Source organism: Streptomyces tirandamycinicus, from assembly GCF_003097515.1.
Lineage (GTDB): Bacteria > Actinomycetota > Actinomycetes > Streptomycetales > Streptomycetaceae > Streptomyces > Streptomyces tirandamycinicus.
This window is the reverse complement of record NZ_CP029188.1, coordinates 672,434-692,121: the sequence shown is the minus strand read 5'-3', so window position 1 is coordinate 692,121 and position 19,688 is coordinate 672,434. Positions and strand designations below refer to the sequence as shown.

Genomic DNA, 19,688 nt, shown 5'->3' with positions numbered 1-19,688 from the left:
GTCCCGCTCTGCGTCCCGGTCCCGCTCTGCGTCCCGGTCCCGCTCTGCGTCCCGGTCCCGCTCTGCGCCGCGGCTCCGCTCTGCGTCCCGGTCCCGCTCTGCGCCGCCCTCTCCTCGCGCCCCGGGGGCACCCTCACAGCGCCGCCGCGATCCGCGCCGCCAGCCGCACGTTGCCGCGTACCGCCGCCAGGTTGGCCTCGAGCGAGGCGCCCCCCGTGCGCTTCACCAGCAGGTCCAGCAGGAACGGGGTGACCGCCTGGCCGCCGATGCCCCGTTCCCGGCATTCGTCCAGGGCCTCCGCCAGCACCCGGTCGTGCAGTGCCGGGTCCAGCTGCTCGCTCTCCGGCACCGGCCGGGCCACGATCAGCGCGGTCTCCGGCCCGCCGAGGGCGCTGTGCGCCCGCATCACGTCCGCCACCTCCTCCGGGGTGCGGACCGTCCAGTCGACGGGCAGGCCGGAGGACGACAGGTAGAACCCGGGGAAGTACCCGGTGCGGTAGCCGAGGACGGTCACCCCGAGGGTCTCCAGGCGCTGCAGTGTCGCCGGGACGTCGAGGATGGACTTCACCCCGGCGCAGACGACGGTGATCCCCGTCCTGGCGAGCAGCCGCAGATCCGCCGACTCGTCCTGGGTGACGGTCCACTCCCGGTGGACTCCGCCGAGCCCACCGGTGGCGAAGACCCGGATCCCGGCGCGTGCCGCCAGGAAGGCCGTGGCGGACACGGTCGTCGCCCCGCTGGCCCCGGCGGCGAGCGCGGGCGCCAGGTCGCGGTGCCCGAACTTGCGTACCTCCGGGTCGGTCGCGATGCGCTCCATGTCGCCGTCGGTCAGGCCGACACGGGCCCGGCCGTCCAGTACGGCGACCGTCGCGGGCACCGCGCCGGCGCCTCTGACGAGGGACTCCAGCTCCCGGGCGACGGCCATATTGCGTGGCCGCGGCAGTCCGTGGGCGATGATGGTGGACTCCAGGGCGACGACGGGCCGGCGCGCGTCAAGCGCCTCCCGCACCTCTTCGGACAGCATCAGCGTGGTCTCGGGCATGTCCACATCCCTGGCACGGCGGTGGCGCGCCCAAACGTTTCGCCTGACGAGCCGCCAAGGACCCGCCGGGTCAGGGCTCTTGCCCCGCCGCAGGCACGACGTCCGTGCCCCGCCGCATCCGTGACGTCCGCCGCATCCGTGACGTCCGCCGTATCCGTGAAACCCACCGCGTCGGACGTGCCTGCCCCTTCGCCCACTCACACCCCACCGGGACCGCCGGTTCGGCGGTACCCGCACATGCCGTACCCGCAGGCGCGGCGGCCCGGCTCACCGCGCGGCAGGACCGGGCGGTCCGCCGGGCCCGTCAGCCGCAGTCGCGCGGCTTCGGCAGCCGGGGCAGCCGGTCCGCACGCACGACCTGGATCACGGACCGCGCGTCCGGCCCCTTCGCCCGGTCCCCCTGGTAGGCGACGGCCAGCGCCCCCGCTCTGGCCTGGGCGTATCCGTACTGCGGGGTGATCCGCGTGTAGGCGGAGGACCGCAGATCGAGGGCGTAGGCGGCCTCCGGAGTGCGCCAGGTGATCAGTTCGCCGCTGATCCGCAGCTGGTCGAGCCCCTCGGCCGCGGGAGCCCCGGAGAGCCGTGCCACCGGTGCCGGCTGCCCCTGCCGCCAGACCACCAGCCGCGGATCCGCGCCTTCCCGGCCTTCCCCGGCGTCCCCTGCGCCCGCGCCGTCCCCGGCGTTCCCGGCGTTCCCGCCCTCCTCGACCCAGGCCCAGGTCGTGCCGTCGGAGGCGGGCGACCGCAGATTCCGCAGCGCGGCGAGGGGACCCGGCAGCCCGGCCGGGCGCAGGGTGGCGAAGGACAGTGCCGACAGCTTTGTCGACCGGCCGTCCGCACTCGCCTCCCGCCAGGCCAGCAGGCCGCCCGCGGCGAACGGGGCCTCGATCACACCGGAGTGCAGGGCGCGCGGCGCGGGCGCCGCGTCCCCGGAGCCGGGCGGGCGGACCGGACTGGTGAAGATCGTGGCCCGGCCCCGGCCCGTGCCCTGCGCCCAGAAGACCGAGCCGTCCCGGACGACGGGCTGGGGGAGCGGCCCGGGGAGGGTGGACCGCGCCAGCCGGCGCATGCCGCCCTCGGCGTCCTGCACATACAGCGACCACGGACTGTCGAGCGTGCGGCCCTCCAGCACCGCGAACGCCGTCCACCGCCCGTCGGCCGACACATCGGCGGCGAGCAGCTGGTGCTCGACGGGGTCGGTGAACGTCAGCAGGGTGCGCGGTGCCTCGGCGTCCTCGACGACGGCGGCCCGGCGGCTCCGCCCGTCGGAGAGCTGCACGACGGTCCAGCGGGCCCGGGGGCCGACCTCGGTGAGGACCGCGCGCTGGCCGCTCGGCGCGTGGAACTCGCCCGCGGCGAGTGCGGACCGCCAGCTCTCGGGCAGCGGCGCCTCGCACGCCGCCCGGACGGGGGTGGGACCCGACGGGGCGGACGCCGAGGGTACGGGGGCGGCCGTGGGCTCCGTGCGGCCGGTTCTGTCGGCCGGTGAACAGCCCAGACCCGCGAGCACGAGCAGGGACGAACCCAGCAGGGCCGAGACCACCGGCGCGCCCGCCCGGGACCGCCGTCCGCCCTCCGGGACCGGAGCGTGTGAAGTCGTTCCGCCCTCCGGGACCGTTCCGCCCTCCGGGACCGGCCCGCCCGAAGGCGCTCCGCCCTCCGATACCGGCCCGCCGGCCGGAGTCTCCCGTCCGGGCCTACCAGACGTAGCCACGGCCGCCCATGATCGTCGTGATGGTGTCCGCGGAGATCCTGGCGGACTTGGGGACTGAGCCGGCCCACGAGATCATGCTGGTGCTCACCCCGCCGACCGGGTCCAGGTAGCGGACCTGCTGCGCGTTCGTGTCGCTGTTGTAGCCGTCGATCGCGACCCAGTGGAAGATCTCGATGTTCGGGTGGCCGGCGAGGTGGGGGCCGCCCGGCACCTCCCAGGCGTTGCCGGCGATCGCGTAGTCGTAGCCGGTGTTGTGGACGATGTGCTTGCGGAAGTCCGCCACGTCGGCAGCCGTCGGGCTGTACGGCAGCGACCTGGGCACGTAGTTGGCGCCCGGGAGGCGGTGGTTGAGGGCGTCGGCCATCGGATAGCCGGTCGGCTCCGGGACGTCGATGCCGACGCCGTACCAGGCCGTGCCGGTGGAGTCGGTCTTCAGGAGGTCCGCGGCCGCCCGCTGGGAGCGCCCGCCGACCTCGTCGTGCGCGGACTGCGTGATGACCAGGGCGGCCGGGCCGCACCAGTACGACGTCTGCTGCGATTGGTGCAGCCCGCCCGAGACGAGGTAGCCGGCGCGGGCGCGGACGGCGGGGTGCCGGAACCCCGCGGAGGCCGCCGCCTCCTTCCGGGCGGTGATCCGGCGCTGCTCGGCGGTGAGCCGCTGCGGGCCCAGGGTGTCGAGGGCCTGCTTGTAGAAGGCGCCGGGGGCCCGCCGCGCATCGGATCCGGGCAGGTAGCCGGGGAACGGGTCGGTGTCGTGCCCCGCCGCCGCGCGGGCCCCGGCCGTCTCCCCGGCGGCGGCCGGTCCGGTCGCCGTGAGGACGGAGAGGAGGCAGACGGCCGTCATGAGGGCGAGGCGACGCCCTGTGCGCACTGCTGACATCGGTGGTCGCTCCTGTACGAGGGGGAACTCGGGCAAGCGCTGCCGTGGGTGTCGCACGCCGTCGCGCGAGGGCAGCCGTGGGCGTACCACGACGGTGCCCCCTGCCCGTGTGCCGCCCGAGGCGGCTCGCCGCGTGCCGCGGATCTTTCGCCCGCTAAGGTGAGCCGCCATGACGACCTTCGATCACTCAGTTGCCGGGCCTTCCTCTCCTTCGTTCGTCGTGCACATTCCGGACGCGGAGCTGGAGCCAGAACCCCTCGACCCGGCGCAGATCATCTCGGGTGACCCGGTGGTGACGGGCCGGGTGCTGTGGCAGTCCGAGGACGGGCGGCAGGTGCGGGGCCTCTGGCAGATCACCCCCGGAGTCGTCACCGACACGGAGGCCGACGAACTGTTCGTCGTGGTGAGCGGGCGCGCGACGGTCGAGGTCGAGGGCGGCGCGACGCTGGAGATCGGGCCGGGGGACGCCTGTGTGCTGCGGGAGGGCGACCGTACGACGTGGACGGTGCACGAGACGCTGCGAAAGGCGTACCACATCAGCCAGTGACGGCGTCGGTGGGCGGCCGGTCCTTCGCCGCGCCCGTCCCGGTGACGGCGCGGCGGACGGCGAGGGCCGCGAGCGGCAGCAGCAGCACCGCACCGGCGAGGTTGAGCAGGCCGTAGCCTCCGTGCGCCACGATCAGCCCGGCCGTCACCCCTCCGACGCCCGCGGCCGCGTTCATGGTCAGGTCCGACAGGCCCTGGACCGCGGCACGGGCGGGTCCCGGAACGGAGTCGGTCAGCAGGGCGGAACCGGAGACCAGACCGGCGGACCAGCCGAGGCCGAGCAGGAACAGGCCCGCCGCGACCCGGCCGTGGCTCCCGCCCGCGGTACCCGCCAGCAGCGCGGCGCACGACAGCAGGCCCACGGCCAGGCCGATCACCGAGAGCCTGCCGAGGCGGTCCGACAGCACGCCCATCACCGGCGAGAACGCGTACATACCGGCGATGTGGCCGCTGATGACCAGGCCGATCAGCTGGACACCGGCGCCGTGGTGGCTCAGCGCCAGGGGGGTCATCGACATGATCGACACCATCGCGGTGTGCGACGCGGCGACCGTGACGAGCGCCAGCCGGGCCCCGGGGGACTCCCGTACGGCGCGGACGGCGGACCGCAGCGACCGCTGCCGGCGGCCGTCCCCCTCCTCCGGCGGTGCGAGCGCGCGGGCCGTCAGCAGCGGATCCGGCCGCAGCAGCAGGGCGACGACCACCGCCGCGACCAGGAACACCCCCGCGGCCCAGACGAACGGGCCCGCGGCCTCCGGTATCCCGGCCCCGGCGACGCTCCGGCCCGCCGGTGCCGCGATGTTCGGGCCCAAAACCGCGCCGACCGTGGTCGCCCACACCACCATGGAGATGGCGCGGGCGCGTCTCGACGGCTCCGCGAGGTCCGCGGCGGCGAACCTCGCCTGGAGGTTCGCCGAGGACGCGGCTCCGAAGCCGGCCATGCCCAGCAGCAGCAGCGGGAAGTTCCCGAGTACGGACGCCAGCACCACCACACCCGCACCCGCGGACCCGATCAGATAGGCCAGGACCAGCCCGGGGCGCCGGCCGCGGGCGGTCATCAGCGCGGCGAGCGGCACGGACAGCAGCGCCGTCCCGGCGACCGTCGCGGTGGGGGCCAGGCCCGACAGCGCCTCCGACCCGCTGACCTGCTGGGCCAGTACGGTGGCCAGAGCGATGCCGGTCGCGACTCCGAGCCCGCCGAGGATCTGGCTCACGACCAGTACGGGAGTGATCCGGCGGCGCAGGCCGGGCAGATCGACGGGGCCGGCGGCTGCGGTCGTTTCACGGGAGGTACGGGCCACCGCCGCAGTGTGCCAGCGGCCTCCGCTCCGTGGCACCCCGCCCCCCGCACGTCCGCGGCGTCCGCGGCGTCCGCTCGCGCGTCGGCGGCGCCCCCGTACGCAGGCGGCGCCCCCGTACGCAGGCGGCGCCCCCGTACGCGGCGGCGGCCGCGGCCTCGGCGGTCCACCGGAAGCGCCTCACGCGGACGAACCTCCCTCCCGAGCTTTGCTTGCCGAGGCGCTCGCCATACGCTCGGGCGCGGACGGCCTTCTCGACGGGACGCACGAGAACACCTGGCGACACACGGGGCGAAGGGCTTGGCACGATGCGGGGCACAGTGGACGGTTTCAGCCATGGGCTCGTCACGCCCGTGGCCGCGTACCTGATGGCGTGCCTCGGCGGTGTGCTCGGGCTGCGCTGCACGACCCGGGCGCTGCGGAGCGGGGGCTCGGTCCGGCCCGGCTGGCTGGCGCTCGGCGCCGTCTCCATCGGTTCCGGGATCTGGACGATGCACTACGTGGCCATGGCGGGTTTCGCCGTCGACGAGGTCGCCGTCGGCCACGACCCGGTGATCACTTTCGCCGGCCTCGGCGTCGCCGTCGTCATGACCGGCATCGGGATCCTCGTCGTGGGCCAGCGCGGCGCGAACACGATGGCCGTGGTCACCGGGGGGATGATCACCGGTCTCGGCATCGCGACCGTGCACTACCTGGGCATGGCCGGCGTACGGCTCAGCGGCCGGCTCGAGTACGACACCCCGACCGTCGCGCTGTCGGTCGTGATCGCCGTCGTCGCGGCGACCGCGGCGCTGTGGACGGCGGTGTCCCTCCGCGGTTTCCTGCCGAGCCTCGGTGCCGGCCTGGTGATGGGCGTGGCGGTGAGCGGCATGCACTACACCGGCATGGCCGCCGTCACCGTCCATGTGCACGCCGCGCCGGCACTGCCGGCCGGGGACGACGCCCCTGCCACGCTGCTCGCGCCGATGCTGGTCGGGGCGGTGGTGTTCCTGGTCCTGGCGGCGGTGATCGTCATGTCCGACCGTGCGCTCCTGACGCCCGGCCCGGCGCGGCACGCCGACGCCGCGGGGCGCGTGGCGGCGGGTGTGCCCGCGCAGCGCCGGCCCTCCCACCGCGGGCCGGTGGAACGGTCCGGGACCGGCCGCGCGGCCCGCGGCGTGTCCCAGCGCGCGCGCCGGCCCTGACCGGCCGTCCGCCGGTCGCCGCGCCCCTCGCCGGTCGCCCGTCGCCTCGCCGTCCGCCGGTCGCCGTCCGCCGCGCCCGGCGGCCGTCCACGCCGCCGGTCCCGGCCCACGAGCGGTCCGGTCCGGTTGTCAGTGGGGGGTCGTACGGTTGATGGCATGCGGCCCGTTACCGAGATCCAACGCACCATGGCGCCCTTCGAGGTCGTCAGCCCCTACCGGCCCAGCGGCGACCAGCCCGCGGCCATCGCCGAACTGGACCGGCGCGTCCGCGCGGGGGAGAAGGACGTCGTCCTGCTCGGCGCGACCGGGACCGGCAAGTCGGCCACCACGGCCTGGATGATCGAGAAGCTTCAGCGCCCGACCCTGGTGATGGCGCCGAACAAGACACTGGCCGCCCAGTTGGCGAACGAGTTCCGCGAGCTGCTGCCGAACAACGCGGTCGAGTACTTCGTCTCGTACTACGACTACTACCAGCCCGAGGCGTACGTCCCGCAGTCGGACACCTACATCGAGAAGGACTCCTCCATCAACGAGGAGGTGGAGCGGCTGCGCCACTCCGCGACGAACTCGCTGCTCACCCGCCGGGACGTCGTGGTGGTCGCCTCCGTCTCGTGCATCTACGGCCTCGGCACCCCGCAGGAGTACGTGGACCGCATGGTGCCGCTGAGGGTCGGCGAGGAGATCGACCGGGACCGGCTGCTGCGCCGCTTCGTGGACATCCAGTACGCGCGCAACGACCTCGCCTTCACCCGCGGCACCTTCCGGGTCCGCGGCGACACCGTCGAGATCTTCCCGGTGTACGAGGAGCTCGCCGTCCGGATCGAGATGTTCGGCGACGAGATCGAGGCGCTCTCCACGCTCCACCCGATCACGGGCGAGGTCATCAGCGACGACGACGAGCTGTACGTCTTCCCGGCGAGCCACTACGTCGCCGGCCCGGAGCGCATGGAGAAGGCGATCACCGGCATCGAGCGGGAGCTCGGGGAGCGCCTCGCGGAGCTCGAGAAGCAGGGCAAGCTGCTGGAGGCCCAGCGGCTGCGCATGCGCACCACGTACGACATCGAGATGCTGCGCCAGATCGGCACCTGCTCCGGTGTCGAGAACTACTCGATGCACTTCGACGACCGCCTTCCGGGCAGTGCGCCGAACACCCTCCTCGACTACTTCCCGGAGGACTTCCTCCTGGTCATCGACGAGTCCCATGTCACGGTCCCGCAGATCGGCGCCATGTACGAGGGCGACGCCTCCCGCAAGCGCACCCTGGTGGAGCACGGCTTCCGCCTGCCCTCCGCGCTCGACAACCGCCCGCTGAAGTGGGAGGAGTTCCAGGAGCGCATCGGGCAGACGGTCTACCTGTCGGCGACCCCGGGCACCTACGAGCTCTCCCGCGCCGACGGCTCCGTCGAGCAGATCATCCGCCCCACCGGCCTGGTCGACCCGGAGGTCGTCGTCAAGCCGACCGAGGGCCAGATCGACGACCTCGTGCACGAGATCCGCACGCGCACCGAGAAGGACGAGCGGGTCCTGGTCACCACGCTCACCAAGAAGATGGCCGAGGACCTGACGGACTACTTCCTGGAGCTCGGCGTCCGGGTCCGCTATCTGCACAGCGACGTCGACACGCTCCGCCGGATCGAGCTGCTGCGCGAACTGCGCGCCGGCGAGTACGACGTGCTGGTCGGCATCAACCTCCTCCGTGAGGGCCTGGACCTCCCCGAGGTGTCGCTGGTGGCCATCCTCGACGCCGACAAGGAGGGTTTCCTGCGCTCCGGCACCTCGCTGATCCAGACCATCGGCCGCGCGGCGCGCAATGTCTCCGGACAGGTCCACATGTACGCCGACAAGATCACTCCGGCGATGGAGAAGGCGATCGAGGAGACCAACCGGCGCCGGGCCAAGCAGATCGCGTACAACGAGGCGAACGGCATCGACCCGCAGCCGCTGCGCAAGAAGATCAACGACATCGTCGCCACCATCGCCCGCGAGGAGGTCGACACCGAGCAGCTGCTCGGTACCGGCTACCGGCAGGGCAAGGACGGCAGGGGCGCCAAGGCGCCTGTTCCGTCGCTGGCCGCGCACCCGGTCAAGGGCGCCGACGCCAAGGGCGCCAAGGCGGGCAGGGCGGGCAAGGCGGGCAAGGGCGCGATCACGGGCGACCGGCCGGCCGCCGAACTGGCCGGGATCATCGAGGAGATGACGGACCGGATGCGCGCAGCGGCGGCGGAGCTCCAGTTCGAGGTGGCCGCACGGCTGCGCGACGAGGTCGGCGAGCTCAAGAAGGAGCTGCGTCAGATGAAGGAAGCCGGTATCGCCTGAGTCGTGCCCAGTGTCTCAACACCGACACAAAAACACACCAAGCCTGCTGCGCCGCCGGGGCGACTGCGTAGGGTGCAGGCAACCGCACACACGGACGGTTGCGGGGGAGCCATGGAGAGGGGACAGCGCGTGGTGGACGTATCCAAGGGCAATGCGCCCGGGGGTCCCGGCGTCAATCTGACCAAGGGACAGGCCATCAGCCTGGAGAAGAAGGACGGCGGCACCCTCACCGCGGTGCGGATGGGGCTGGGCTGGCAGGCGGCGCCCCGGCGGGGACTGTTCGGGTCGCGCACCCGGGAGATCGACCTGGACGCCTCGGCGGTGCTCTTCGCCGACAAGCAGCCGGTGGACGTGGTGTTCTTCCGGCACCTGGTGAGCGACGACGGCTCGGTCCGCCACACCGGCGACAATCTGGTCGGCGGCGCCGGCCAGGGCGGCGACGACGAGGCCATCCTCGTCGACCTGCAGCGGGTGCCGGTGCACATCGACCAGATCGTGTTCACGGTCAACTCCTTCACGGGCCAGACCTTCCAGGAGGTGCAGAACGCGTTCTGCCGGATCGTCGACGAGACCAACGGCCAGGAACTCGCCCGCTACACGCTGGACGGCGGCGGCCAGTACACCGCCCAGATCATGGCCAAGGTGCAACGCGCCGGCTCCGGCTGGCAGATGACCGCCCTGGGCAACCCGGCCAGCGGCCGGACCTTCCAGGACCTGATGCCGGCGATCCTGCCGCACCTGTAGGCAGCGGGCACGGCCACCGGGCCGGGGACCGCGGCGGCGTGGGCCGTGACCCCGCGGTTCCCGGCGGCGGCGGACCGCCGGGAGCCGATCCGCACACCACCGAGGGGGACAGAGGCGATGACGGCCGAGCTGGTCAGGGGGCAGAACCATCCCTTGCCCCACACCCGACTCGACATCGGGGTGTCGGCCGGCAGACCGGTCGTGGCCGCCGTCACATTGAGCGACGAAGACGGGCGGGTGCCGGGCACCGAGTGGGTCGCCCACCCGGCCCAGCCGGCCCTGCCCGGCGTCGAGGTCTCCCGCCAGGCCACCGCCGACCATCTGCTGGCCGTCGACCTGAACGCCGTGCCCGCCTCGGTGCACCGCGTGACGGTGCTGCTGGCGCTGCCGATGGGGCCCGGCTGCCCCGTCCGCTTCGGGGCCGTCGCCGCGCCCTTCGTCTCCGTAGGCGCCCCGGACGGCCCCGAGACCGCCAGCTACACCGTCACCGGCCTGGACTCCGAATCCGCCGTCGTGGCCATGGAGTTCTACCGCCGCCAGGGGGGCTGGAAGGTCCGCGCGGTCGGCCAGGGGTATGCGGGCGGCCTCGCCGCCTGCCTCGCCGACCAGGGACTCGACCGCGCCGGTGAACTCGCCGCCGTCGTCCACGAGGCCGTCGCGCCCGGCCTGTCCCGCACGGTCGGCACACCCCCGCCCCGCACCGCCGAGGTGCGGCGCAACGCCGCCGCGGCCGCCACCACGGGGGACCCGGGCCCCTGCGCCGACCACGGTCCGGCTCTCGGCACCACCTCGGACACGGGCCCGCGGCCCGTGGACCCCGCGAACCCGCAGCCCCCGGCCGGGACGCACGGCGGACCCGTCGACTACACCCACCCGCGCAGGCAGTCCGCCGCCCCGCCGCCGCCCCCGGCCGTGCCGCCCGCCGCGCCCGGCAGACCGCCGGTGCCCGTCGCGGGCGACGCCACCGGCTGGTCCATGGAGGAGCGGCTGTACAACCAGGTGTGGGGCATGTTCGAGGATCTCGCCCGGACGACGGCCGCGTACCGCAGCGCGGTGGACTTCGCCGACTCACGGCTCGACCAGGAGCTCGACCGCGCCCTCTCCGACCCGCACAGCCGCATCGCCGGCACCGCGGGCGGCGCCCGTGAGGCGGCCCGTGCCCGGCACGGCGAGCTGACGGGACGCGCCCGCGAGGTCCTCGACCGCGACCTCGACCAGCTGACCGCCGAGTCCGAGGTCGTCGAGCCCGCCCTGCCGCCGGCGTTCGCGCGCTGGGACAGCCCGGTCTGGCAGAGCTACCGCGTCCCGACGGAGATGCCCATGGCCCTCCGCCTCGGCGATCTCCACCTTCCCGAGCGACCCGGCCTCCGGATCCCCATGCTGGTCCGGCTGCCACTGGAGCGCGGCCTGTGGGTGGACAGCGGCCGGAGTGCGCCGGAGTCCGCCGTGGTCCCGGACGGTACGCGGCTGCGCGCGCTCGCCATGGACACCGCGGTCGCCCACGCGACCCGGCTGCTCGCGGTCCATCCGGCCGGGGAGTTCACCGTGCGGGTGATCGACCCCGCGGGCGCGGCGGCACGCTCGCTGACCCCGCTGGTGCGGTCGGGTGTGCTGGACGAGCCGCCCGCGGCGGGGGCCGGGGGCGTGTCCGCGGTGCTGGCGAAGCTCACACAGCGCGTGGACCTGGTGCAGATGGCCGTTCGCGGGGGCGCCGCCGACGCACTGCCGCCGGACCTCGACACCGCCCGGCAGCTGCTGGTCGTCAACGACTTCCCGCACGGCTTCGACGACCGGGCCGTGACACAGCTTCGCTACCTCGCCGACGAGGGCCCCGCGGTCGGCGTCCACCTGCTGATGGTCGCCGACCGGGAGGACGCCTCCGCCTACGGGCCGGTGCTCGATCCGCTGTGGCGCTCGCTGCTGCGGATCACCCCGGTTCCGGACGACCATCTGGCCGACCCGTGGGTCCAGCACCTGTGGACGTACGAGCCGCCCGCGGTCCCGGAAGGCCGCGATGTGCTCGGGCCGGTGCTGGCGAGGGTCGCGGAGGCACGGCGGACCTGGCGTCGCTGACCTCCGCACGGCAGCGCCCTCCGAGACCGCGCGCCGCCGCCCGGCTCCTCGCCGTACCGCCCGCTCCCCGCCGTACCGCCGGTGCACGGCCGGGTGCCCCTCGCCGGGCCCGGGGCCGGGGACGGTTCGGGGCCCGGGACGAATTGGGCCTTCACGCGCTGATCTGTGATTTTGACCCTCGTTTACCTCCGTCTTTACCTTCCTTTGGGCTTTCGGGTAGGGTTCCTCGGACGGAGGGGAGTACTCCCACCTGCGGCGTGCCCGTCAGTACGGACCGACAGACCAGAGCGGTCCCGGGGCGCCGGCCCGCGGTCCGGCGCACAGCCGACCCGGGTGGAAGAGACCTCCGGCAACGACGACGCTGGTGAGTAGCCGTACGACGCCGGAGGCGCAATGGACGTTTCGTTGACCATGTGGCTGGTGACCATTCTCGGTCTCCTCGCCCTGATCGCGGTCGACTTCTTCATCGGGCGCAAGCCCCATGACGTGTCGATCAAGGAGGCGGGAATCTGGACGATCGTCTGGATCGTCCTCGCCGCGATCTTCGGCCTCGCACTGCTGCTGGCGGGCGAGAGCCAGGCGTCGGGCGAGTTCTTCGCGGGCTACATCACCGAGAAGTCCCTCAGCGTCGACAACCTCTTCGTCTTCGTGCTGATCATGGCGAAGTTCGCGGTGCCGTCGCAGCTCCAGCAACGGGTGCTGATGTTCGGCGTGCTCATCGCGCTGGTGCTGCGGGCCGTCTTCATCGCCGCGGGCGCCGCGATCATCGCCAACTTCTCCTGGGTCTTCTACATCTTCGGCGCGTTCCTGATCTACACCGCCTGGAAGCTCATCCAGGAGGCGCGCTCCGACGAGGACGAGGACGACTTCGAGGAGAACCGGCTCCTCAAGTCCATCGAGCGCAAGTTCGGCGTCGCCGACAGGTACCACGGCACCAAGCTCTTCATCCGCGTCAACGGCAAGCGGGTTCTGACGCCGCTGATGGTCGTCATGCTCGCCATCGGCACCACCGACGTGCTGTTCGCGCTGGACTCGATCCCCGCGATCTTCGGTCTCACCCAGGACCCGTACATCGTGTTCACCGCGAACGCCTTCGCGCTGATGGGTCTGCGGCAGCTGTACTTCCTGATCGGCGGACTGCTCACCAAGCTGGTCCACCTCAGCTACGGCCTGTCGGTGATCCTCGGCTTCATCGGCATCAAGCTGGTGCTGCACGCACTGCACGAGTCCGGGGTCCACGTCCCCGAGATCTCCACCCCGTTCTCGCTGGCGTTCATCTGCGGTGTCCTCATCGTCACCACGATCACCAGCCTGCTCGCCTCCAGGAAGCAGGAGAAGAAGGCCGGGCAGGACAAGCCGGAGGCGGAGCCCACCGCCGACACCGAGAAGGACAGCATCGAGGCCTGAGTTGCCGCGGTGCGCTTCCCGTGGCGCACCGCGGAAGCGCACCGCACACCTCGGCACCGGCCGGGTCCGACCGGACCCGGCCGGTGCCGTCGTGTCCGCTACCCGCGGGGCGGCGCGGTCGCGAGAGACCGCGGGTGGCGCCCGGCGGGGTCCGGGAGCCTCACACGGCCGCCGCGTCCCCGGAGGGGCGGCGCGCCCGCTCACGTGCCGGTGCCGTTTCCGGCAGCAGCGCGAAGCAGCCGAGGCTCAGCACGGCGATCCCGCTCAGATACGCGGCCACACCCCACGGAGGTCCGCCGCCGCCCGCCACGACCGTGGCGACGAGCGGGGTGAGCGCGCCGCCGAGCACTCCCGCCAGGTTGTAGCCGACCGCCGCCCCGGTGCACCGCACCCTGGGCTCGTACAGCTCCGGCAGATACGCCGCCACCACCGCGAACATCGTGATGAACGCCAGCAGGGCGCCCGCGAACCCGGTGAACATCAGCAGCGGTTCGGCGGTGTGCAGCAGTTCCACCATCGGGAACATCCACAGCGCGCTCGCCGCGCATCCGGCGAGACAGAGCGGTTTGCGCCCGTAGCGGTCCCCGAGCATCGCCGCGAACGGTGTGACGGCCCCCTTGACGGCGACCGCAGCCATCACGCAGACGAGCATCACCGTGCGGCTCACCCCGAGCCGCTCGGTGCCGTACGCCAGCGACCAGGTGGAGACGGCGTAGAAGACCGCGTAGCCGACCGACAGCGCGCCGGCGGTGAGCAGCACCAGCCGCCAGTGCCCGCGCAGCACCTCGGCCAGCGGCAGCCGGGCCCGCTCGGTGATCCGCTCGAACTGCGGGGTCTCGGCCAGTGAGCCGCGCAGCAGCAGCCCGCCGGCCGCCAGCAGCCCCGCCGCCCAGAACGGGACCCGCCAGCCCCAGTCCCGGAACTGGGCATCGGTCAGCCCCGCGGACAGCGCCAGCATCACCCCGTTGGCCAGCAGGAAACCCACCGACGGGCCGATCTGCGGAAAGCTCGCCCACAACGCGCGCCGCCCGGGCGGCGCGTGCTCGGCCGTCAGCAGCACCGCCCCGCCCCACTCGCCGCCGAGGCCGAGCCCCTGGAGGAAGCGCAGCACCAGCAGCAGCACCGGCGCGGCCACCCCGATCGTCGCGTACGACGGGACGCACCCCACGCCGACCGTGGCCAGCCCCGTCAGCAGCAGTGAGGCGAAGAGGACGGGGCGCCGCCCGTGGCGGTCGCCGATGTGCCCGAAGAGCACCGAGCCCAGCGGGCGGGAGACGAAGCCGACGGCGAATGTTCCGAAGGCGGCGAGCGTCCCCGCGAGCGGGGAGAACTCGGGGAAGAACAGCGGCCCGAGCACCAGCGCCGCGGCCGTGCCGTAGACGAAGAAGTCGTAGAACTCCACGGCGGTCCCGGCGAGCGAGGCGGCCGCGAGCCGGGGCATGGAGACGGGGGCGGCGGGCGCTGCCGGACGCGGCGACGGTGAGTCCGCCGGCGGGGAGTCCACCGACGGCGAGTCCGCCGACAAGGGGTCCGCCGGCGGGGAGTTCTCCGGCGACGCGGTGTGACCATGGTGCATGTCGCGCCAACTACCCGTGCTCGGCGGCGGTTACGGGGGCGCGTGGACGCATGATCGGCGACGAGGTACGCGCCGGGTGCACGGCCTGTGCGCCCCGCGTGTGCGCCTCTCTCGTACGGTCGCCCTGAGCGGTCACCGGTGGTGGCCGAGCCCGTGGCCGTCGCCGGCGTGGTGGCCACGGGCCGTCCCGCAGCGGACGCCCGGGTCCGTCCTCACCAGCCGCGCGCGTGCCACTCGGGAAGATGGGGCCGCTCGGCGCCGAGCGTGGTGTCGTCGCCGTGGCCGGGGTAGACCCAGGTCTCGTCCGGCAGCACGTCGAAGAGCTTCGTCTCCACGTCGCGGATCAGCGAGGCGAAGGCCTGCGGGTCCTTCCAGGTGTTGCCCACGCCGCCCGGGAAGAGGCAGTCTCCCGTAAAAACGTGCGGGTGGCCGTGCGGGTCGTCGTAGACGAGCGCGATCGATCCGGGTGTGTGGCCGACCAGATGGCGGGCGGTGAGCTCGACATGGCCCACCCGGATGGTGTCGCCGTCGTCGACGAGCACATCGGTCGGCACCGGGATGCCGGCGGCGTCGTGGCGTCCCGCGTAGGTGCGCGCGCCGGTCGCGCCCACCACGTCCGCCAGCGCGCCCCAGTGGTCGCCGTGCCGGTGGGTGGTGACGACGGACGTGATCCCGTCGTCGCCGATCAGCCGGAGCAGGGTCTCGGGCTCGTCGGCCGCGTCGATCAGCAGTTGTTCGTCGGTGGCGCGGCAGCGCAGCAGGTAGGCGTTGTTGTCCATGGGGCCGACGGCGACCTTGGAGATCATCAGGGCCGCCAGTTCGTGGACGTCCGCAGGGCCGCCGACCTTCACCGCTCCGCTGTAAGTCATGGAGCCAGCGTACTCAGCCGGCTACAGCGGCGGCAGCACCGGCAGGGGGCCGCCGGTGACCTCGAGTGCCGCTCCGTCGCGCCGGCCGGCGAGCCAGCCGAGCAGGTCCGCGGCGGTTCCCCGGACCGTCACCGGACCGCCCGCAGCCCCGCCTCCCGTGGTCCAGGTCCGTCCGCCCCCGGCGACGACGGTGGTGGCCGGTACGTCCCGGTGCCCGTCGAACCGCTCCGCGAGGAACCCGGTCTCGCGCTCGGTGAAGCCGGCCGGGAGGTCCTCCAGCTCGTAGCCGATGCCGAGGTCCACGTGGTGCAGTTCGACCTCGATCAGCCGCCGGAACGGGACACGGGCCGCGGCGTCCTTCACGCCGTTGCGGAGCTCCACGGTCCGGGACCAGTCCGCGTCCGCCGCGGCCGCGGCCTGGAAGCGCTCACCCGATGCGCGCACGTCGTCGAGCTGGGCGGCGAGCGGCCGGGGCGCGTCGCGCTCGATGTCCGCCTCGCGGGCGTCGGCGCTCGGGTACATGGGGCGGCCCTCGAGGACGTTGACGAGGGCGTCGGCGTTGCGGGCGAGATGGGCCAGGACGTGCCCGCGGCTCCAGCCGGGGAGCCGTGACGGCCCGGCGGCCGCCGCGTTGTCCAGGGCGGCGGCCGCCCCCAGCAGCCGCTCGGTCGCTTCACGTACGGAGGCCAGGTCGTCCACGGGATCGATCATGGGGAAGACGATAGCCCCGCCACACGTTCGGGTGAAGGTGGGAGCGGACCGGCGTTAATCGAATACGCGTGCTATAGGCTCGGGGTGGAGGCATTCTGGAAGACCGGGCGTTCACCCGTCCGGCAGCCGTCGATCCCGTGGTCGTCCTAGCCTGGAGCAGTCCGGGCCGGGGGCAGTGCCCCCGATGCTTCTCACGACCTGTCTCAAGAAAGGTGCGGACCCGGCGTGGCCGACCGTCTCATCGTCCGTGGCGCTCGCGAGCACAACCTGAAGAACGTCTCGCTCGACCTCCCGCGTGACTCACTCATCGTCTTCACCGGGCTCTCGGGGTCGGGCAAGTCGTCGCTCGCGTTCGACACGATCTTCGCGGAGGGGCAGCGCCGCTACGTCGAGTCGCTGTCCTCCTACGCCCGGCAGTTCCTGGGCCAGATGGACAAGCCGGACGTGGACTTCATCGAGGGCCTCTCCCCGGCCGTCTCGATCGACCAGAAGTCCACGTCCCGCAACCCACGGTCCACGGTGGGCACGATCACCGAGGTCTACGACTACCTCCGGCTGCTGTTCGCCCGGATCGGCAAGCCGCACTGCCCCGAGTGCGGCCGCCCCATCACCCGCCAGTCCCCGCAGGCCATCGTCGACAAGGTGCTGGAGCTGCCCGAGGGGAGCCGCTTCCAGGTGCTGTCGCCGCTGGTCCGGGAGCGCAAGGGCGAGTTCGTCGACCTCTTCGCCGACCTCCAGTCCAAGGGGTACGCGCGGGCCCGGGTCGACGGGCGCACGATCCAGCTCACCGAGCCGCCGAAGCTCAAGAAGCAGGAGAAGCACACCATCGAGGTGGTCATCGACCGCCTGACCGTCAAGGAGAGCGCCAAGCGCCGGCTCACCGACTCCGTGGAGACCGCGCTGGGCCTGTCCGGCGGCATGGTGGTGCTGGACTTCGTCGACCTCCCCGAGGACGACCCCGAGCGCGAGCGGATGTACTCGGAGCATCTGTACTGCCCCTACGACGACCTCTCCTTCGAGGAGCTCGAACCCCGTTCGTTCTCCTTCAACTCGCCCTTCGGCGCCTGCCCCGACTGCACCGGCATCGGCACCCGGATGGAGGTCGACCCCGACCTGATCGTCCCGGACGAGGACCGCTCCCTCGACGACGGCGCCATCCACCCCTGGTCGCACGGCCACACCAAGGAGTACTTCGGCCGGCTGATCGGCGGGCTGTCCGACGCGCTCGGCTTCCGCACGGACATCCCGTGGGCCGGGCTGCCGCAGCGTGCCAGGAAGGCCCTGCTGTACGGCCACAAGACCCAGGTCGAGGTCCGCTACCGGAACCGCTACGGGCGGGAGCGCGCCTACACCACCCCGGCGTTCGAGGGCGCGGTGTCCTTCGTGAAGCGGCGCCACAGCGAGGCGGAGAGCGACTCCAGCCGCGAGCGCTTCGAGGGCTACATGCGGGAGGTGCCCTGCCCCACCTGCGACGGCACCCGGCTGAAGCCGATCGTCCTGGCGGTGACGGTCATGGACCGGTCCATCGCCGAGGTCTCGGCCATGTCGATCAGCGAGTGCGCCGACTTCCTGGGCCGGCTGACGCTGAACGACCGCGACAAGAAGATCGCCGAGCGGGTGCTCAAGGAGGTCAACGAGCGGCTGCGGTTCCTGGTCGACGTCGGCCTGGACTACCTCTCCCTCAACCGGGCCGCGGGCACCCTGTCCGGCGGCGAGGCGCAGCGCATCCGGCTGGCCACCCAGATCGGCTCGGGGCTCGTCGGCGTGCTGTACGTGCTGGACGAGCCGTCCATCGGCCTGCACCAGCGCGACAACCACCGGCTGATCGAAACCCTGGTGCGGCTCAGGGACATGGGCAACACCCTGATCGTCGTCGAGCACGACGAGGACACGATCAAGGTCGCCGACTGGGTCGTGGACATCGGCCCGGGCGCCGGTGAGCACGGCGGCAAGGTCGTCCACTCCGGACCGCTGAAGCAGCTGCTGGCCAACAAGGACTCGATGACCGGGCTCTACCTGTCCGGGAAGAAGTCCATCGCGACGCCGGGCATCCGGCGCCCGGTGGACCCCGCGCGGCAGCTCACGGTGCACGGAGCCCGGGAGAACAACCTCCGGGACATCGACGTGTCGTTCCCGCTCGGTGTGCTCACGGCCGTCACCGGCGTCTCCGGCTCGGGCAAGTCGACGCTGGTCAACGACATCCTGTACACCCACCTGGCCCGCGAGCTCAACGGCGCCAAGTCGGTGCCCGGCCGGCACACGCGGGTGGACGGCGACGACCTCGTCGACAAGGTCGTCCACGTCGACCAGTCGCCCATCGGCCGTACCCCGCGGTCCAACCCGGCGACGTACACCGGTGTCTTCGACCACGTCCGCAGACTCTTCGCGGAGACGATGGAGGCGAAGGTGCGCGGCTATCTGCCGGGCCGCTTCTCCTTCAACGTCAAGGGCGGACGCTGCGAGAACTGCTCCGGCGACGGCACCATCAAGATCGAGATGAACTTCCTGCCGGACGTGTACGTCCCGTGCGAGGTCTGCCACGGTGCGCGCTACAACCGGGAGACCCTGGAGGTCCACTACAAGGGCAAGTCCATCGCCGAGGTGCTGGACATGCCGATCGAGGAGGCGCTGCACTTCTTCGAGGCCGTGCCGACGATCTCCCGCCACCTCAAGACGCTGAACGAGGTGGGCCTCGGGTACGTCAGGCTGGGCCAGCCCGCGCCCACCCTCTCCGGCGGTGAGGCGCAGCGGGTGAAGCTGGCGAGCGAGCTGCAGAAGCGGTCGACCGGCCGCACCGTCTACGTTCTGGACGAGCCGACGACCGGTCTGCACTTCGAGGACATCTCGAAGCTGATCAACGTGCTGTCCGGGCTGGTCGACAAGGGCAACACCGTGATCGTGATCGAGCACAACCTCGATGTGATCAAGACCGCCGACTGGGTCGTCGACATGGGGCCCGAGGGCGGCAGCGGCGGTGGCCTGGTCATCGCGGAGGGCACGCCCGAGCAGGTCGCCGGGGTGCCGGCGAGCCACACCGGCAAGTTCCTGCGGGACATCCTGGGCCCGGAGCGCGTCAGCGACTCGGTGCCGCCCCAGTCGCGCAAGGCGGCGGCGAAGAAGGCCGCGTCCAGGAAGCCGGTGGTCTCCGCCAACTCCACCTCGGTGAAGAAGACGGTGACGGCCGACGCGACCCCGGTCAGGAAGAAGGCGGCCGCGTCGCGCAGCCGCACCCGCAAGGCCTGACCCGGGCTCCGGGCCCGCCGCCGGGGCCCGGCCCCGCCTCACCGCCGTCGTCCCGTCACCGGCCCCGGACGACGGCGGTGAGGCG

15 protein-coding genes are annotated in these 19,688 nt (G+C 72.8%); 8 read left to right on the top strand and 7 right to left on the bottom strand.

The genetic code is table 11. From position 1 onward, the window contains the following. Nucleotides 1-133 precede the first annotated feature (133 nt). The 3 genes from DDW44_RS03060 to DDW44_RS03050 all read right to left on the bottom strand — a co-directional run bounded on the left by DDW44_RS03060 (nt 134) and on the right by DDW44_RS03050 (nt 3,636). Nucleotides 134-1,042: a pseudouridine-5'-phosphate glycosidase gene (locus tag DDW44_RS03060; RefSeq protein WP_017947566.1), complete on the bottom strand. Its 909-nt coding sequence runs from the start codon at nt 1,040-1,042 to the stop codon at nt 134-136. 304 nt (nt 1,043-1,346) lie between these two features. Next, nucleotides 1,347-2,585, bottom strand: coding sequence for a hypothetical protein (locus DDW44_RS03055; protein ID WP_108905445.1), 1,239 nt, complete (start codon nt 2,583-2,585; stop codon nt 1,347-1,349). A gap of 154 nt (nt 2,586-2,739) precedes the next feature. Next, nucleotides 2,740-3,636, bottom strand: coding sequence for a C39 family peptidase (locus DDW44_RS03050; RefSeq protein WP_244223952.1), 897 nt, complete (start codon nt 3,634-3,636; stop codon nt 2,740-2,742). 169 nt (nt 3,637-3,805) lie between these two features. On the opposite strand from DDW44_RS03050, the gene DDW44_RS03045 reads away from it, so the two are divergent. Then, the gene (locus DDW44_RS03045; protein WP_108905443.1) at nt 3,806-4,183 is read left to right on the top strand and encodes a cupin domain-containing protein; all 378 of its coding nucleotides are present in this window, start codon (nt 3,806-3,808) and stop codon (nt 4,181-4,183) included. On the opposite strand, the gene DDW44_RS03040 is transcribed toward DDW44_RS03045, so the two are convergent. After that, the gene (locus tag DDW44_RS03040) at nt 4,173-5,483 is read right to left on the bottom strand and encodes an MFS transporter (RefSeq protein ID WP_108905442.1); all 1,311 of its coding nucleotides are present in this window, start codon (nt 5,481-5,483) and stop codon (nt 4,173-4,175) included. The two genes, DDW44_RS03045 and DDW44_RS03040, sit on opposite strands and share 11 nt — an antisense overlap. A gap of 305 nt (nt 5,484-5,788) precedes the next feature. Between DDW44_RS03040 and DDW44_RS03035 the strand changes: the two genes are divergently transcribed. The 5 genes from DDW44_RS03035 (at nt 5,789) to DDW44_RS03015 (ending at nt 13,204) form a co-directional block, all read left to right on the top strand. Further along, nucleotides 5,789-6,664, top strand: coding sequence for an MHYT domain-containing protein (locus DDW44_RS03035; protein WP_240800378.1), 876 nt, complete (start codon nt 5,789-5,791; stop codon nt 6,662-6,664). A 156-nt stretch (nt 6,665-6,820) separates the two neighbouring features. After that, nucleotides 6,821-8,980: an excinuclease ABC subunit UvrB gene (gene uvrB / locus DDW44_RS03030; RefSeq protein WP_108905440.1), complete on the top strand. Its 2,160-nt coding sequence runs from the start codon at nt 6,821-6,823 to the stop codon at nt 8,978-8,980. Between the two features lie 129 nt (nt 8,981-9,109). Further along, nucleotides 9,110-9,724, top strand: coding sequence for a TerD family protein (locus DDW44_RS03025; RefSeq protein WP_017947572.1), 615 nt, complete (start codon nt 9,110-9,112; stop codon nt 9,722-9,724). A 117-nt stretch (nt 9,725-9,841) separates the two neighbouring features. After that, nucleotides 9,842-11,797 (top strand): TerD family protein, encoded by a 1,956-nt coding sequence (locus DDW44_RS03020; RefSeq protein WP_108905439.1) that lies wholly within the window; start codon nt 9,842-9,844, stop codon nt 11,795-11,797. A 393-nt stretch (nt 11,798-12,190) separates the two neighbouring features. Continuing rightward, nucleotides 12,191-13,204 (top strand): TerC family protein, encoded by a 1,014-nt coding sequence (locus DDW44_RS03015; protein WP_026281728.1) that lies wholly within the window; start codon nt 12,191-12,193, stop codon nt 13,202-13,204. A gap of 160 nt (nt 13,205-13,364) precedes the next feature. On the opposite strand, the gene DDW44_RS03010 is transcribed toward DDW44_RS03015, so the two are convergent. Further along, a complete protein-coding gene (locus tag DDW44_RS03010; RefSeq protein ID WP_108905438.1) occupies nt 13,365-14,645 on the bottom strand; it encodes an MFS transporter in 1,281 nt (426 codons plus the stop codon). On the opposite strand from DDW44_RS03010, the gene DDW44_RS33135 reads away from it, so the two are divergent. Further along, entirely contained in the window at nt 14,644-14,769 is a 126-nt protein-coding gene (locus DDW44_RS33135; RefSeq protein ID WP_276323245.1) for a hypothetical protein, read from the top strand. The two genes, DDW44_RS03010 and DDW44_RS33135, sit on opposite strands and share 2 nt — an antisense overlap. Nucleotides 14,770-14,992: 223 nt before the next feature. On the opposite strand, the gene DDW44_RS03005 is transcribed toward DDW44_RS33135, so the two are convergent. Both DDW44_RS03005 and DDW44_RS03000 read right to left on the bottom strand, forming a co-directional pair. After that, nucleotides 14,993-15,649 carry an MBL fold metallo-hydrolase gene (locus tag DDW44_RS03005; RefSeq protein WP_108905437.1) on the bottom strand — a complete coding sequence of 219 codons (657 nt, stop codon included), beginning with the start codon at nt 15,647-15,649 and terminating at the stop codon, nt 14,993-14,995. Between the two features lie 21 nt (nt 15,650-15,670). Next, on the bottom strand, nt 15,671-16,360 hold the full coding sequence (locus DDW44_RS03000; protein WP_017947582.1) for a maleylpyruvate isomerase family mycothiol-dependent enzyme: 690 nt from the start codon (nt 16,358-16,360) through the stop codon (nt 15,671-15,673). A gap of 225 nt (nt 16,361-16,585) precedes the next feature. On the opposite strand from DDW44_RS03000, the gene uvrA reads away from it, so the two are divergent. Next, nucleotides 16,586-19,603, top strand: coding sequence for an excinuclease ABC subunit UvrA (uvrA, locus tag DDW44_RS02995; protein ID WP_108905436.1), 3,018 nt, complete (start codon nt 16,586-16,588; stop codon nt 19,601-19,603). Nucleotides 19,604-19,688 lie beyond the last annotated feature (85 nt).